Here is a 15,419-nt window from a genome sequence, read left to right as displayed (position 1 = left end):
CAAGGGAATTGTAGATGTCCATAAGCGAATAGTCCGGCGACCGAAGCATAATGTTAAGACCTGAGAAAAACGTCGACATGCAAATCAAAATAGAGGCCTACATCGGAGCCGTGCTTGGTGTGGTCACTTGGTGGATTGATAGCAACGTGTCTATCGATCACGATGAACTATTTTCAAAAATGAATATTTTTTCAGAAGGGAAATTTGCAGAATAACCTCTTAACTGAGGAGTGTTTATTGTGATCCGCTCATCGCAGCTTGCACCGATACCAGACGGTGGAGAATCAGGGCCAATTGAGAAAGATCTGCTTTTCAAAGGACGGGCCGCATAGTCTCGAATAAATAAAAAAGTCCTCATTAGCTTCAAAACAAAGCTAACCGGACCTCATCTTTCCATCCCTTATCCCAGCCGTCTCTTAAAAACGTCTTTACCTTCACCACATTAAACCTTGAACCGGTATCCCGCGCCCCATACCGTCTCGATAAACTGGTGCTGCGACGGGTCCTTCTGGATCTTGTCACGAATCTTTCCGATATGAACCGTGACCGTGGCGGAATCGCCGAAGTTCTCGATCCCCCAAACCTTATCCAGCAGCGCATCCTTAGAGTATACCCGATCCGGGTTTTCCGCGAGGAAGAGCAGTAGATCAAACTCTTTTGCCGTGAACGAGACTTCCTTCCCTTGCAGCGTCACCCGCCTGGCATCGACCTGAATCACAAGTCCGTGGATGTTCAGCTCACGCGACTTCCGGATCGGCGGAGCACCAGCGCCAACCGCAACCCCCGTCAAACGGTCATACCGTTCGAGATGTGCCCGCACCCGCGCAACAAGCTCGGACGGGCTGAACGGCTTGGTCACGTAATCATCCGCGCCTAACCCCAATCCCCTGATCTTGTCGATATCCTCCTTGCGGGCGGAGACCATCAGTACCGGAATAAACTTCGTTTCCCGGATCCGCCGCAACAGATCAAAGCCGTCCATGCCAGGCAGCATGACGTCCAGAATGATCAGGTCGTATTCTTGTTCTAGCGCTTCCTTGAGCGCCTCGTTGCCGTCTGCCCGAAGGGTAACCTCATAACCATGAACTTCGAGGTAGTCCCGCTCCAACTCGGCGATCGCTTGATCATCCTCGACGATTAACACCTTCCGCTTCGACATCTCACACTCTCCAGTCACGTTCTATTCTGAACCATTGGGATGGTAAACATCACCGTCATGAACCGCCCCGGCTCGCTTTTTGCATAAATCATTCCACCATGCTGCCGGACAATCTGCTTCGCGATCGCCAGGCCCAGCCCCGTGCCAGCCACGTTCTGATTCCGGTTTACATCCCCGCGGTAGAAACGGTCAAAGATTCGCTCCACCTCGCTTGGATCCATCCCAGGTCCGTTGTCCGTCACCGCTATAACCCATTCCCCCGCTTGCTGACCAAAATGAACGTGGATCGTTGGATTCTGTTTATCCATAAATTTCACCGAATTGCCGACAATGTTGAGGATGACACGCTTGATCTTCTGGGCGTCCATCGTCGCAACCGCGTCGACACCGGCCTCGTACTCGCCCGTCAAACGAACCCCCGCACTCTCGTATTCCATGCACAGCTCATTCAGCGTCTGCCGGTAGAACTCCTGCAGCGGCACCGCTTCGAAGTCGAATCTCTCCTGATCTAGATCCAGCTTGGAGTACAGGAACAGGTCGTCAATCATTCGATCCATGTCGAGCGTCTTCGAATGAATCACATCGATGTACTTCTTCAGCTTCTCCGGATCATTCGCTACGCCTTCCCGAATTCCCTCCACATATCCTTTAATCGAGGTCAGCGGCGTCTTCAGGTCATGCGAAATATTCGAAATCAGCTGTTTGCGGCTCTCTTCCATCGCCAGCTGCGCGCCGATCGCCAGCTGCAGCTCACTCCGCATCTTCTCGTATGAGCGTATAACGCTGCCAACCTCGTTGCGAACCTCTGAGTGTAGACTGAAGTTCAGGTCCCCTTCTGCGATTCGACGGGAACCCTGCTCGAGCTGCCGCAGCGGCCTTACGATATCCTTCGTCGTGATCCAGATCAAAGGGACCAGAATGATACCGAATATAACCGCAATGGCTATAAATACGAAGATGTGGAACTGGTTGTCCTTGGTCCCGGTCTCCGTCACATCGGCGATGAGATAATACGATAAGGGATCGTCCATTCCAGGAAAATCATAGCGCACGGTGAGCAAATTGCGGCCCTCCCACTCATTCATCACGAACACCTCGTCCGCATGCTTCCCAGAAGTTGAAATGTTCTTCTGCATCTGCGCCAGGAACGCTTCCCCTTCTCTCAATTTACCGTAGCTTGCCCATTGATCCCCCTGCCGGACAACAACGAAGCCCCCGAACGGCTCCAGCCGATCTCCAAATTGTTCAGCGAACGAGGGGGATGCCAGCTCCTCTGGCATATACCGCTCCGCATAACGCAGGTCTACGAACAGATCGATGCCTCGATGAAGCGCATCCTCCGCAGTCTGTTCCTTTATGAAACTGTTCGCGAAATAGGAAAAGACAGCCGAGACGACACCGATCCCTGTCGCCGTAACGATTACTGCAGTCAGGATGATGCCGATAATATACGTTAAAATAAGCTTAAGCCGAATGGACATGAGTTAGACTTCTTTCTTTTGAAAGGCTAGCAAGCCCGTAATAATGCCCATAATATAGTAAGCTGTTATAAATAGCAATGTCGTTACAGACGGGCCGAAATCACCTCTATACAGGAGCGGATGCAACCAATCCGCGAAGTCCGTTAGGAAGAACCGGTTCAACTGCGGCTGGAAAAATCCAACGACGCCCATCGTCATCCACAGCACAATGCCGACGACCATTCCGACCCCGCCGCTCCCCGTCCACAAGGACACACTGTTTGCCAACACCACTAACAAGCCGCAGAAGAGGATCGCGCCGCCGACCTCGGCCATAGTCACCCCAAGCGTGGACAGGGCAGACATGCCCTTAAGCACGATGTTTCCGATAAACGTTGGGACAAACACACTTAGGACAATCAAGGCGCCCGCCGTCCATCCTGCAAATATTTTCCCTATAAAAAGGACCTCCCGGCTGACCGGAAGCTTCAGCGCATTCTTGATTGTGCCATCCTTAAATTCGCCCGCCATGAGGTCGCTGCCAAGCGAAACCATGAACAAGGGCAGAACGACTGCAACCAGCAGCTCCAGCGCGGTCACCGGCAGGTTCCCGCTCAGTCCGACACGTTCGCCAATTAAGACGAAGATCACACCGATAAGGAAGGAGAGCATCAGCAGTACTTTCAGCTTGCCTCCGCGGAACAGCTTGCGCAGCTCTTCTCCAGTGAGATAAATAATGGATGCCATCATGCGACTCCGCCCCTTTCCTTGGCTGTACAGTACAGATAGTAGTCCTCAACGCTGGCGAACGACTCTCGAATCTGGGCAATGCTTGAGCTACCGACCTGTTTTCCCTCATAAATAATGCAAGCATGTGTAATCCAATCTTCGATTTCGTGTACCTGATGAGAAGAGATGACGACACTCATCCCCGTCTCCGTCACGAGACCTCGGAGCATGGCCGTCATCTCCCGGCGTCCCTCGATGTCCATGCCCGAGAACGGCTCATCCAGCATCAGGAGCTTCGGCCGATGGAGCAGCGCGCTGGCAAGCTCGATCCGCTGTTTCATGCCGGTGGAGTACTTCTTGATCTTGATCTTTTGGTGCCTGGACATGCCTACGAGTTCCAGCGTCTCTTGGATACGCGCTTCGTCGATACCCGGGTACAGCTTGGAGTACAGCTTCAGATAGTCGCTTCCTGTCAAATAGCCATAAGGAGCCGGCTCACCAATCATCAGGCCCATGTGCAGCTTCGTCAGATCAGGCCGCTCTGCGACGGAGACGCCGTTCCAGCTCGCTTCCCCGCGGTCGGCTGTGACCCAACCGGCCATCGCTTGCAGCGCTGTGGTCTTCCCGGCACCGTTCGGCCCTAGCAAGGCTGCAACCTCACCGGGATGTACGGTGAGGTTAAGCCCCTGGATGCCTCGGTTGCCGGGGTAGACCTTTGTAAGATCGCAGACTTCAAACATAGTTAGATCCTCCCCCGAATTGAGCTATTAGCTGCGGCCTTCGAACGCTTCAGCGTCAATGATCTCTATGGACTTGCCAGCAGGATCATACACATCAGGCGTCGTGGCGTTGATGCCGCTGATGCCGCCTTCGCCTTCCATTGTCACGCGATGGATGACGCCCGCCTTGTCCTTGCCGCTCACCTCAAGCTTGCCTTGCACCCCTTGCAGCCTGTTGTCCGCATCTACCGTCAGTTGTAGACGCAAATACTCAATAGTGACTTCCTCTGTCAGCTCCGGCAACTGCTCCTCAAGATTTGCTGCTTCCAAACCCTGAAAGAAAGGAATCTGCTTCAGACTCTCCCACTCTGCTGGCACTTCCGAAGCTTTCGAGTGTCCCTTTCTGCCGTCGGCCGATGCCACGTCCATCAACAAGCGGACCACCAGCGGAACCTCCTCCTTGCTAACATCGACCGAAATCGTCTTTGAATGATCCGCATGATTCACTACGCTGAAATTATCCTTGAGATCACCAACTATGAAATCAAGAAGCGCTTCCTCCGCTTTAGTCATCGGACGATGCTCGAAGTCCCCTTCTTCCTTCCATTCATGGTGCTTCCCGGCATGCTCATCGTCCAGGTTAATCACCTGATAGTCCAAACCGTGCGTCTGGTCTACGAGATAAGCCGTGTCATCGCCGCTGCTATACATACTGCCGCTGCGTTCAACGCCCTTGAGGGTGAAGTCAAAGTCGCTGCTTACGCTGTGCTTATCTCCCGCTGCCTTGAACTTCGTCAAGCCGTCCGCCTTCAGTACCGTCTCGCCATTCAACGTAACCGCGAAGTTTCCGTTCACCGTTGCACTCTCCATCGTTTGCTCCGACATCTGGTTCGCTTTCAGCACCTCTTTGAAGGCCTTGTAACCATCCATCTCCGGCGTGGAGGCAAATGCCGCCACCGAAAACATGCTTACTGCAGCCAACGATGCACCGATCATCAATACTTTGCTTTTCTTTTTCATTTTCAACTCGCTCCTTTAAGGTTGTATGGCTTCTCTTTCGTGCCTACAACCTTAGTTTAGAGGAGGAGTCTAAAGTCCCTCGAAAGGAAAAATAAAATATTTCTAAAATGTAGCATCCGAGAATATCCTTCTTGGTTTTTCGTTGTTCCTTCTGCATAATGGGAACCAAACGGCTCGAATCGCGCCGATATCGGCTTCAACCTGAAGAAGCGGGGATCAAGCCATTCCCTGGCCGAAGGCGTACCCCGGGGCTTCAAGGGAGAAATCTTTCTCCAAAGCGCGCTGAAAGAATGCAATCGTTCGAATCGTTGCCTTGCCTAATTATGAAGGCGATTCTCCTTTAACCGGAGAATCGCCTCTCTGTGCTTGATCTACAAATTCTACGTTGGCTGCTGACTTCGTCAAAAAGTAGGTGGAGTAGAAACCGCTATTAGCAGCGTTTCGCCATCCCAAATATTCTTATAACTATGGGGGATTCTGGCATCATAATAGATGCTGTCCCCTTCTTCGAGCGTATAACGTTCATTGCCAAGCACAAACTCCAAACGCCCGGAGTGAACAAACAGAAACTCCTCGCCATCACTATGGCCCACGCTGATATCGCCGTAGGTTGCTCCTTCTTCCAGCACTCCCCATATCGGTCCCATTTTGTTGCTGCTTCCTTGGCTGAGCGCGTACCAGGTAATACGGGATCCCTCGGAATGCACCAAAGGTTTGCGCTCGTTTTTTCTAACGACAATGCTCCGCTCCTCCTCGCCGAACAAATACGTAAAATTCACGCTTAATGCGTTCGCGATTCGCTTCAGAACACTGATAGACGGATTCGCCTTATCGCGTTCGATTTCACTGAGAAAAGATATAGATACGGAAGCTGCTTCGGCTACTTTCTTGAGCGTTAATTTCTGTTTTTTTCGCGTGCTACGAATGGTTTCACCGATCGATTTCATAGGAAATCTCCTAATTCTCAAAATTATTTCGCTGACAACGAAATTTTTATTTTCATCATATGTGTAAACATGAGCAATATCAAGCCCTTTTACAAGATCGAAATTACGGTGTAAAAACGTTGATTTGTCTGCTTTATTGATCTACTATTTTCTTAAAGTTGACGAGTGAATGTTACCCGGGTAAATACACTTCGTTCATTCTCAACAGAATAATTTTCATTTACAGCGAAATTTCATAAAGTAAAGCCGTTCCTTATTATTCGGATTCATAGAACATGTCAGAAGGACGAAAGGGGTATATAGAATGACTGCCAAAATTCCCAAGGTATACAAAGTAGGCGATGTTACCGTTACACGTGTCACGGAGATGATGCTTGACGGCATTCCCCCCGAAGTTTACTTCCCGGGATCGTGGGACCCCATATTCTTGGAGGATAATCGGCACTCTTTTCCCACTGGCCTGATCGATGGCAATTCTCAGCTTGTCGTTAGCATTGGAACATGGGTGGTGAAAACCCCGAAGCATACGATCCTTATCGATACCGCTACAGGAAATGATAAAAACCTGCCTTTAAATCCGGATCTCGCCCATCTCCAGCTCCCTTATCTCGATCGGCTGAAGGAGGCGGGGGTTACGCCGGAGGAAGTGGACTACGTTCTGCTGACCCACCTGCACGTGGACCATGTCGGTTGGAATACGAGGCTCATTGACGGGAAGTGGGTACCGACTTTCCTTAATGCCAAATACGTATTTCCCCTCGCAGAGCAACAATATTACTCCAACGAGGCCAGTCACAACAAAGCTAACGAAGTAAACCTCAACGTTTACGAAGAAAGCGTATTGCCTGTTGTTGAAGCCGGCTTAGCGCAAGCCATTGGCCCTGAAGGCGGAGAATTTCTTGATATATTCAAATTCATTCCGACACCCGGACACAGTATCGGCCAAATGTCCATCCGTCTTAAATCTGGCGGAGAAGAGGCTTTTTTTGGCGCCGATGTAATGCACCATCCGTTCCAGGTTTACAATCCGGGGTGGAATTCCATGTACTGCGAATTTGCCGAACAGGCATGTATTTCACGGCTCCGAGTGCTGGAACTCATAGCCGATCGCCCGGTCATTTATTTCAGTACGCATTTTCCCGAAAGTGCGGCGGGGTACGTCACTCGCAGCGGAGACGGATACAAGTGGGATTTTATTTAATACGACCTGACAATACGAAAGGTGCTGAGCATATGTCAATCCATGATTTTATTAATGGTACGAATATCGTGACAGAAGACTTGCGTATCCCCAGTGATACGCCCGGAATCGAGCTTTATGTACGAAATAAACGTCCAGCTTCATTGAATTCCTTCTCTAACGAAAAAACTATCGTCATGGTTCATGGCGCTACCTATCCGATTGGCAGTCTGTATGATGTGAAGCTGGACGGCTTTACCTTTCTGGACTACCTTGCCAGTCACGGCTATGACGTGTACGCCGTGGACGTTCGCGGCTACGGGGGCTCGACAAGACCGCCTGAAATGGAGCAGCCTGCTGACCTTAATCCGCCGCTTATCCGCACGGAAACAGGAATCCGGGATTTGGGCGCAGCCGTGGACTACGTTCTGAAATGCCGGAATTTAACGAAAGTAAATGTACTGGGAATGTCCTGGGGAGGAACGGTTGCGGGAGCTTATACCAGTCAAAACAATGATAAAGTAAACAAGCTTACGCTTATCGCTCCGCAATGGCTGAGCACTAAACCGGTTCCTATCGATACCGGGGGCCCGCTTGGCTCCTACCGCCTTGTCGCTGTCGCCAGCACAAAGGAACGCTGGCTAGGCGCGGCGCCAGAACATAAGCGCGGCGATTTGATTCCGAATGGCTGGTTTGAACAATGGGTCAAAGCCACTCTTGATTCCGACCCGGGTTATCCTGAACATATTCGGGCAACCAACGGCCCTATCCTGGATATTCGCGAATACTGGACCGCTGGCAAAGCTATTTATAATCCTGAGGAAATCACCGTTCCCGTCCTGCTTATCCATGCTGAGTGGGATATCGATGTCCCCCTTGAATTGGCCCAGAACTTCTTCACTTCCCTGACAGGAGCCGCCTATCGCCGCTGGGTTGAAATAGGTGAAGGGACGCACATGGTTTTATTGGAGAAAAACAGACTTCAGGCTTTTCAAGCCATCCAAAGTTTCTTGGATGAAGCGTACACACCGGCAAAATAAAGAGGCATTGGCTCCATTGTTTGCGATCATCTTGGCTTCTTTTATTCTGCGCAATCCTTTACGGAAGCAATTAACGCAGCTACCTTAATACTTCCAACACGAATATCCCTCACGCCTTACGAACAGAGGGCGAGTAAAATACGTCACTATGCATATGCTGAATTTTGTTCCAGTTGCTGGGGTTGGTCGTGTCCGGGGAGCGGTGCTCAAGAATAGCCTGATATAGATCGGTTTTTTCCTCCAGGTGGGCAACGTGCCGTTTGGCTTCTTCGAGCTTGGCGAGCGCCGCTTCTTTATGCTCCATCATAAGTTTGTAGCGTTGCTGAATAGTTGAATCCCCTTCGAGGCATAAATCGACGTACATTTTAATAACTTCAATCGGCATCCCGGATTGCTTGAGGCATTTGACGCCATGCAGCCAGTTGATCGATTCTTCATCGAACATCCGGATATTATTCCCATTGCGCTGTACGCTTGGCACCAGGCCTTTATCCGTGTAAAAGCGCACAGCGTGCTCAGTAAGTCCCGTGATCTGGGCAGCTTCTTTGACCGTATGCATATGAAATCCTCCTTGGAAAATAATTTTCTTAACATGGCTTGACTTCGTGTAACACGAAGGCTCTAAGCTGATTGTAATGCAAATCGGCTGCAAGCGGAATCCCCCCTCTGCAGTGCCGATCCCCCGGGATTCGCAGCCGTTTGCCATTATACATTTGAACAATAGGAGGAGTTACCATGCAAACTGTAACATTAAACAACGGAGTGAAAATGCCGATCATCGGCTTCGGTGTCTACCAAGTTCCCGATGCTGAAGAATGCGAGAACGCCGTATATGAAGCCCTGATGGCCGGATACCGCCTGATCGACACCGCCGCCGGTTATTTGAACGAGGAAGCGGTCGGACGCGCGATCAAACGCAGCGGTGTACCGCGTGAAGAACTGTTCATTACGACCAAGATTTGGGTCCAGGATGCCGGCTACGAGAGTGCCAAACTGGCGTTTGCCAAATCCCTGAAGAAGCTGCAGCTCGACTATCTCGACCTGTACCTGATTCACCAACCGTTCGGCGATTACTACGGCACGTGGCGAGCGATGGAAGAGCTGTACCGTGAAGGCAAAATCAAGGCGATCGGGGTCAGCAACTTCCTGCCCGACCGTCTGATGGACCTCATCGTGCATAATGAAATCGTGCCTGCCGTCAACCAGATCGAAACGCACCCGTTCTACCACCAGGTCGAGAGCGCCGCTTTTATGAAAGAGCAAGGAGTGCAGCACCAGTCATGGGCGCCGTTTGCTGAAGGACTAAATAACATGTTCGGCAATGAGGTGCTGGCCTCGATCGCAGAAAAACACAACAAGTCCGTCGCCCAGGTCGTGCTTCGTTGGCTGGTTCAGCGTGGAGTCGTAGTCATTCCAAAATCGGTGCGCAAAGAGCGGATCGTTGAAAACTTCGACATTTTCGATTTTGAGCTCCATGCGGACGATATCGAACAAATATCCACCCTAGATACGCAGAAAAGCCTATTCTTATCGTACCGTGATCCGGAAGTCGCCAAGATGATGGGCAGCTGGAGAGTCGAACTGTGAATGATCGACCGTAAACTCATCATACGTATACCCTATTAAAGAAAGGACAGGATGGTTCGCCTGTCCTTTCTTTACCCCTATTTTGTACTCCTGTTTTTTCAAGAATGTTCTTATTCAGATAGGGTTCTTAAAAAACTTTCTCCTATTATTGCATCCATGAGAAATTGGGAAATATTCACGTGCCCTGAACTCGCTCATTCCGATCAAATATCCCGCCACCCGAATACCGGCCTCAACATGATTTTCCGAGTATATTATACGGAAACTTGATTGAATTAACGTAGTCGTAGTAAGGAGCAAAATACATTCTTCAAATGGATATGTGTCTCCCTCATGAACGCAGTGGCGGCGGCCAGCACATATAGGCAAATGTTAGACGCGTCGGGATGAGTGGAGTAACAAGCAATCTCGTTCGTTCCTAACCCAAAGAACTTGCCGCCGCCATCACTTATGATATGGTTTACCACGCTGTTTGTAGCGGCAAGTTTTTAGGCGTCCCTTTGCGGGGATGGCTTTTCTTAATATTCAACCATTGTTTCCACTTGGTAGTCTCAAAATTTCGTTGTCATGGAAGCCTCAGATATGCTCACAAGCGATTTTCAAGCTTTTTTCGGCGCTGGAGCTTGCATATTGGCTCGAACTGCTGTAGTATAAGAGACCTGACCAAAGTTAAAGATCATAGTGATTAGTTATCCTATCGCGGGGTGGAGCAGCCCGGTAGCTCGTCGGGCTCATAACCCGAAGGCCGCAGGTTCAAATCCTGCCCCCGCAACCAACTTACAATTCAAGCTCGGCACCTATATCAAAATGCCTTTAACCCGCTAAACGTGGATTAAAGGCATTTTTCCGTTATCTTATCATTTCATGGATCCTTGGACGATAAGAACACTGTCTACTATTTGTACAACACCTTATCTACATTGTACTTAGCCTTATATTCGTTGATGATGTACGTCTCGTAAATCTCTCGGTGGACGGGGTCCTCGACCAAACAACACTCGATCTTGGTCACTTCATTCCGATGATCCTTCATCACCGACACGGTATCTTCGAAGTGCTTTTTGATTCGAGGCCTCAGCTTCCGTGCCTTGCCGACGAACAGGAGCTGATCCTTATCGTTGTAGAACATGAAGATGCCCGCTTTATCCCGAGGAATCTGAATAAAATCCGTGAATCCGTATATATGGCTTAATTCAGGCTTCTCCTGTTTGTAGATCGTGACTTCCGGCGTTGGTATCGTTATTTGGATCATAAACATTCACTCTCTCTTCTGCGTCATTGTTATCTTCGGTTCGCCTCATGTACCTTCAGCAACTTGCCTTTGACCGTCGTATTCTTCATCATATCAAGAATGAGACGTCCTTTGCCATTAAATTAATTTTGTTGCGGAACCCTTGTCCTTCTTTGGGGTCCTCCGGCTTATCTTCGCTTCAAAGGCGGGGCTGCTGCGAGCTATCGCTTCTTTGTAAGGGTTGTTCCTCTTCGGTATCTCAAACCCGATATACCTCTCCGCGTTGATTACGAATTTCTCTTCGGCGTTAAATGAAGAAGAATCCCTAAACCGGCAACTCGTTTGCTATGCACGGATAGAATGTTCTACTAACTTCATTTTCCCTCGGATTACCATGCATATACCCGCCAATTTTGTTCATGACATAGGCATAACCAACAGCGTGGCCCTTTCTTTGATCTAACTTTATTCAACTATCGTAACCAATAAAAACCGTATCGTTCGCCGATACGGTTTTTGATCGTTCAATCCGTAAATTGTGTAAGTTTACCTATAAGCATTTCCAACTCCTTGAAACTTTCAACGATTTTCTCAACCATTGCTCGTTGATCCTCCATACTGGCCATAATTTGCTCCACTGCCGCTGTAGATTGCTCGGTCACACTTGAAATCGAGGTAACTTCATTGACGATGGAACTGGATGATGTTCGGAATGAATTGGACTTCTCTTCTACCTCTGATGCCTGCGTCGAAACCTCGCGCGCATCCATCGCAATCCGATGGAAAACCTGTTCCGATTCCGATGAGGATATCATGCTTTCGCTTACTGCCGCATTGCCTATGGCGACCTTTTCGGTTAGCGCCTTCGTACCTACATCGATTTCTTTAATGATATTCGAAATGCTCTCGGTTGACAGACGTGAATGCTCGGCCAATTTTCTGACTTCCGTAGAAACGACTGCAAATCCTTGCCCATGCTCTCCCGCCCGGGCTGCTTCGATCGCCGCATTCAGCGCCAGCAGGTTGGTTTGATTAGCAATTTCTCCAATGGTGTTGGACATTTCGCCAATCTTCATAATTTGCTCGTTTAATTCCTTCACTTCCACAATGATGTCCTGGAATATATCGTTCACTTGAGAAATCTGATGGTTCAACTTTCGTACTTGCTCATTCCCTGTTACCGTCGCTTCAACCGTTTGATCAGAAAGCCGTTTCATGACCTCTGAACTATCCGTCATCATTTGAGCATCCCGATGTGTTTCTTGAATCGTATCTGAAATATCGGTAATACTTGCCGCTTGAGATTCAATGCCTTTCGCAACCTCCGAAAAACCAATTGTTATTTCCTTCGTTAATTGGCCCGAGTGATCGACATGATGCTTGAGATTCCGATAAAATTCATTCAATACTTGGATAGAATGCTTCAGCTCTTGCAGTAGTGAATCTGCTTTCGTTTTGGCCTGTATGGCCTCCTGGCTGCGCTGTTCAGCTCCGACGAATAGCTGCTCGCCCAATCTGGCTGCAACGATTGTCATGATTCCATAAAAAACCAACATAATATTCGGAGAGATTATAGCGGATACATCCCCGCCTCCAAACAATATTTTGGCATTGAAACCAACCAAGTTCACTATGTTGAACAGCATGATCGGTTTATAGCTGGGATAAATAAGCAGGAAAGCAGAAAGGATAAAATATACATCTAAAACTGGATTCTGAACGTCATATATGCCAAAAATGAGCAGGAGAATCATGAGACCGCCGAACAGATATGGCGTTAACCGTATGTATTTTCGAATTCGATTGAGGACGGTAAGGGAAGCAGTAACCAATGCACCAACGCCCAAAATCCAAATCCTCTCATAGTTTCCCGTTAATACAAGAAATATCGTAAAAATACCAATAATTCCCCATAACACATTCGTAAGCAGCTTATTTCTTTGCAAAAATACCAAATCAAGTCTGTCCATGAACATCCCCCCATGTTGACACTATAGTCGTTGCTTGATACATTCGACATTATTTAACAAAATCCTCCGTAAATCGACAAACAAATTAAATCCAAATTACGATGAAAAGAGCTGCCTAGTCGCAGTCCTTTTCACAAATACCGACTTTAATTCCAGTATCGCGTAGTTCATCTGCAAATAATGCTGCGCACCCGGGAGTGGTTAGCAGCGCACTTAGCAATTATATGGGTACTCGTACAGGTCAGGATGGCGCCAAAATTATCATTCAGCTTGCTACTCTAGATAGCTTTACCACTACTTGTGATACGGCTCACGTATCATCAAAAGAACAAAGACGCCCTTAACGGCGTCTTTGTTCTTCTTTCCTCATTGTTTGATCGGCTCCGTGAGTTGGCTTTTTGATAAAGATGCGGCGCCTAATGTCATAACATGCTGTGGAGGTACACCCATCAGTACTCTTCCATATAGCTCTAGTCCTGTCGACGCTGTAGTCAGGGCATGATTGGAACCTCCTCGAATGTCCCGGAATATTTGGGACAAGCGATTGGAATCGGCAATGACACTCCCTCCGCTCTCTGCCATTAGCAGATCTACGGCTTCCCAGCACAACATGGCTGCATAAGTCATATCTGTCTGCAGCTGTGCCATTTCCCTTAAACTAAACGGTTCTGTGTTTCGCACGTGTCGCTCTAAATTGTCAATCGTTCGACTGATATGAAGATGCGCGGATTCGACCTTCATCGCCGCAAGTCCTACTTTATATTGAATATGACCCACTGCCGCTTGAGAAGTATGAACCGTCATTGAAATTCCCTTATGAGGTGCTTTGTCAACGAAATACTCGACAGCCCCCCTGGCGAGTCCGAGAATTGCGCTTATTCCTGTTGTGATACTGATAATAAGCTGACCGTAAGGCCTGTATCTGTCACGCCCCTGCAACTGGGCAGGCAATGAACCTCCCTGATGGATGACGACATATTTGTCGGGTATAAACACATTTTTGATTTCCAGACTATTACTTGCGGATCCTTTTAAACTCATCGTATACCAATCATCAACAATCGTGACTTCACTGATCGGAACAACGGCCAGCATCATCTCCATAGCTTTGCCTTCTTGCATGGACTTTACGTCCTTCAAGTTCAACAAGGCATGGGTGGCATGCTTTGATCCTGAACCGAACCTCCACAATCCTTCCTCTACCAAATACCCTCCGTCTACTTTCTTCACGACCGCTTTTTGTGCCAGCAACACAGAACAAAAGCGGATCTCCTCTACCGGGTTATAGATCGAATCTAATACGCCCGGAGGTAAGGATAGTGCTGCATTATAGTTATTTCCATTGATAATTTGAACGACCCAGCCAACAGAGCCATTCCCCTTGGCTACCTCGGAAATAATCTCGACCATGGCACGGATACTAACCTCATGACCCCCGTACTCTTTCGGTGTGCCAAGCTTAAACAACCCCGCATCCGAGATTTTTTGAATCACTTCATCAGGAATATGTCGTTCTTCATCAATCATCGTACCGAACTTCTGAAGATAGGGAACTAACTCGGTAGCATGGTTTAGCAATTGCTGCTCTAGAGCAGTGAGTTGACGTTCTGTACTTAGATTGGCCATGAAAATCCACTCCTCAACTATACATTTATATACTTAAAATCCATTTGTAGGGTAAATAATATAATGTATAATTGATTTCAACAACCGATAAAATCAGGGATATGTCGAGAAACGATACAGGGAGCGGAATTTGTCATGAAGAACCATAAAACAACCGAAGACCTTCGAGTCAAAAGAACTCGTAAGCTTTTATACAATGCTCTGTTAGATTTAATGGACAAACACCCATTTGAGAATATAACGGTGAAGCAGATCTGTGATCTAGCGATGGTACATCGAACTACGTTCTACACACATTTTCAGGATAAATTTGATTTACTTTCACGTGCCATGCAACAAATTGCTGATGAAGAGTTTAAGGATCTTGTCGATGCATCCTTTTCTCCAGCCGATAATTTTAGGGAATTATTTTCTTTAGCCATGAGACATAAGAAATTGTTTTCCATTCTTTTAGCCGAAGAGAGAGATTCCTTGAGAATTTTGTTGCGAAGAGAGATGGGGAGGGGCATCAAGGAATACTTGGCCCAGCATAATTCAATTGAAGAAAGTTCCATCGACATGCAAATTAAAATAGAGGCCTACATCGGAGCCGTGCTTGGTGTGATAACTTGGTGGATTGAGAGCAAAGTGCCTATCGATCACGAAGAACTATTTACTAAAATGAATATCTTTTCGGAATGGAAATTCGCAGAATAACCTCGTACTTCTTACTGATGAGTGACTTTCCTTCCAGTTCCCCCTGTACAAGAGT

At 48.2% G+C, this 15,419-nt stretch carries 15 protein-coding genes and 1 tRNA gene; 6 read left to right on the top strand and 10 right to left on the bottom strand.

What is annotated here, in order from left to right; all coding sequences use genetic code 11:
* The first annotated feature begins 50 nt into the window (after positions 1 to 50).
* Complete coding sequence (locus ACYUJT_RS14890) at positions 51 to 215, top strand: hypothetical protein (protein ID WP_460323528.1); 165 nt, start codon at positions 51 to 53, stop codon at positions 213 to 215.
* A gap of 227 nt (positions 216 to 442) precedes the next feature.
* Here the strand turns inward: ACYUJT_RS14890 and ACYUJT_RS14885 are convergent, their stop codons facing one another.
* The 6 genes from ACYUJT_RS14885 to ACYUJT_RS14860 all read right to left on the bottom strand — a co-directional run bounded on the left by ACYUJT_RS14885 (position 443) and on the right by ACYUJT_RS14860 (position 6,034).
* The gene (locus ACYUJT_RS14885) at positions 443 to 1,159 is read right to left on the bottom strand and encodes a response regulator transcription factor (protein ID WP_460323526.1); all 717 of its coding nucleotides are present in this window, start codon (positions 1,157 to 1,159) and stop codon (positions 443 to 445) included.
* A gap of 14 nt (positions 1,160 to 1,173) precedes the next feature.
* Complete coding sequence (locus ACYUJT_RS14880) at positions 1,174 to 2,640, bottom strand: sensor histidine kinase (RefSeq protein ID WP_460323524.1); 1,467 nt, start codon at positions 2,638 to 2,640, stop codon at positions 1,174 to 1,176.
* 3 nt (positions 2,641 to 2,643) lie between these two features.
* Positions 2,644 to 3,369: an ABC transporter permease gene (locus ACYUJT_RS14875; protein WP_460323522.1), complete on the bottom strand. Its 726-nt coding sequence runs from the start codon at positions 3,367 to 3,369 to the stop codon at positions 2,644 to 2,646.
* A complete protein-coding gene (locus ACYUJT_RS14870) occupies positions 3,366 to 4,088 on the bottom strand; it encodes an ABC transporter ATP-binding protein (protein ID WP_460323520.1) in 723 nt (240 codons plus the stop codon). The genes ACYUJT_RS14875 and ACYUJT_RS14870 overlap by 4 nt, the downstream gene beginning before the upstream one ends.
* Before the next feature lie 27 nt (positions 4,089 to 4,115).
* Positions 4,116 to 5,087, bottom strand: coding sequence for a hypothetical protein (locus ACYUJT_RS14865; RefSeq protein ID WP_460323518.1), 972 nt, complete (start codon positions 5,085 to 5,087; stop codon positions 4,116 to 4,118).
* Between the two features lie 401 nt (positions 5,088 to 5,488).
* On the bottom strand, positions 5,489 to 6,034 hold the full coding sequence (locus tag ACYUJT_RS14860; protein ID WP_460323516.1) for a helix-turn-helix domain-containing protein: 546 nt from the start codon (positions 6,032 to 6,034) through the stop codon (positions 5,489 to 5,491).
* Positions 6,035 to 6,338: 304 nt separating this feature from the next.
* Here ACYUJT_RS14860 and ACYUJT_RS14855 point away from each other — a divergent pair, with 304 nt between their 5' ends.
* Together ACYUJT_RS14855 and ACYUJT_RS14850 are read left to right on the top strand one after the other, a co-directional pair.
* Entirely contained in the window at positions 6,339 to 7,235 is an 897-nt protein-coding gene (locus tag ACYUJT_RS14855; protein WP_460323514.1) for an MBL fold metallo-hydrolase, read from the top strand.
* A 32-nt stretch (positions 7,236 to 7,267) separates the two neighbouring features.
* Positions 7,268 to 8,254, top strand: a complete 987-nt coding sequence (locus ACYUJT_RS14850; RefSeq protein ID WP_460323512.1) for an alpha/beta hydrolase — start codon at positions 7,268 to 7,270, stop codon at positions 8,252 to 8,254.
* A 109-nt stretch (positions 8,255 to 8,363) separates the two neighbouring features.
* Here ACYUJT_RS14850 and ACYUJT_RS14845 read toward each other — a convergent pair whose 3' ends face one another.
* Complete coding sequence (locus ACYUJT_RS14845; RefSeq protein WP_460323510.1) at positions 8,364 to 8,813, bottom strand: MerR family transcriptional regulator; 450 nt, start codon at positions 8,811 to 8,813, stop codon at positions 8,364 to 8,366.
* 176 nt (positions 8,814 to 8,989) lie between these two features.
* Here ACYUJT_RS14845 and ACYUJT_RS14840 point away from each other — a divergent pair, with 176 nt between their 5' ends.
* Positions 8,990 to 9,841: an aldo/keto reductase gene (locus tag ACYUJT_RS14840; RefSeq protein WP_460323508.1), complete on the top strand. Its 852-nt coding sequence runs from the start codon at positions 8,990 to 8,992 to the stop codon at positions 9,839 to 9,841.
* Between the two features lie 698 nt (positions 9,842 to 10,539).
* Positions 10,540 to 10,616 (top strand) — tRNA-Met (locus ACYUJT_RS14835).
* 120 nt (positions 10,617 to 10,736) lie between these two features.
* Here ACYUJT_RS14835 and ACYUJT_RS14830 read toward each other — a convergent pair.
* The 3 genes from ACYUJT_RS14830 to ACYUJT_RS14820 all read right to left on the bottom strand — a co-directional run bounded on the left by ACYUJT_RS14830 (position 10,737) and on the right by ACYUJT_RS14820 (position 14,668).
* Complete coding sequence (locus tag ACYUJT_RS14830; RefSeq protein WP_460323506.1) at positions 10,737 to 11,093, bottom strand: nucleotide excision repair endonuclease; 357 nt, start codon at positions 11,091 to 11,093, stop codon at positions 10,737 to 10,739.
* Between the two features lie 503 nt (positions 11,094 to 11,596).
* Positions 11,597 to 13,042 carry a methyl-accepting chemotaxis protein gene (locus ACYUJT_RS14825; RefSeq protein WP_460323504.1) on the bottom strand — a complete coding sequence of 482 codons (1,446 nt, stop codon included), beginning with the start codon at positions 13,040 to 13,042 and terminating at the stop codon, positions 11,597 to 11,599.
* Between the two features lie 366 nt (positions 13,043 to 13,408).
* On the bottom strand, positions 13,409 to 14,668 hold the full coding sequence (locus tag ACYUJT_RS14820; RefSeq protein WP_460323502.1) for an acyl-CoA dehydrogenase family protein: 1,260 nt from the start codon (positions 14,666 to 14,668) through the stop codon (positions 13,409 to 13,411).
* 135 nt (positions 14,669 to 14,803) lie between these two features.
* Between ACYUJT_RS14820 and ACYUJT_RS14815 the strand changes: the two genes are divergently transcribed.
* A complete protein-coding gene (locus ACYUJT_RS14815; RefSeq protein WP_460323500.1) occupies positions 14,804 to 15,364 on the top strand; it encodes a TetR/AcrR family transcriptional regulator in 561 nt (186 codons plus the stop codon).
* The last annotated feature ends 55 nt before the right edge of the window (positions 15,365 to 15,419 follow it).

The sequence above is a fragment of the Paenibacillus sp. YSY-4.3 genome (assembly GCF_054767475.1).
This window is presented reverse-complemented; position numbering and strand designations above follow the sequence as displayed.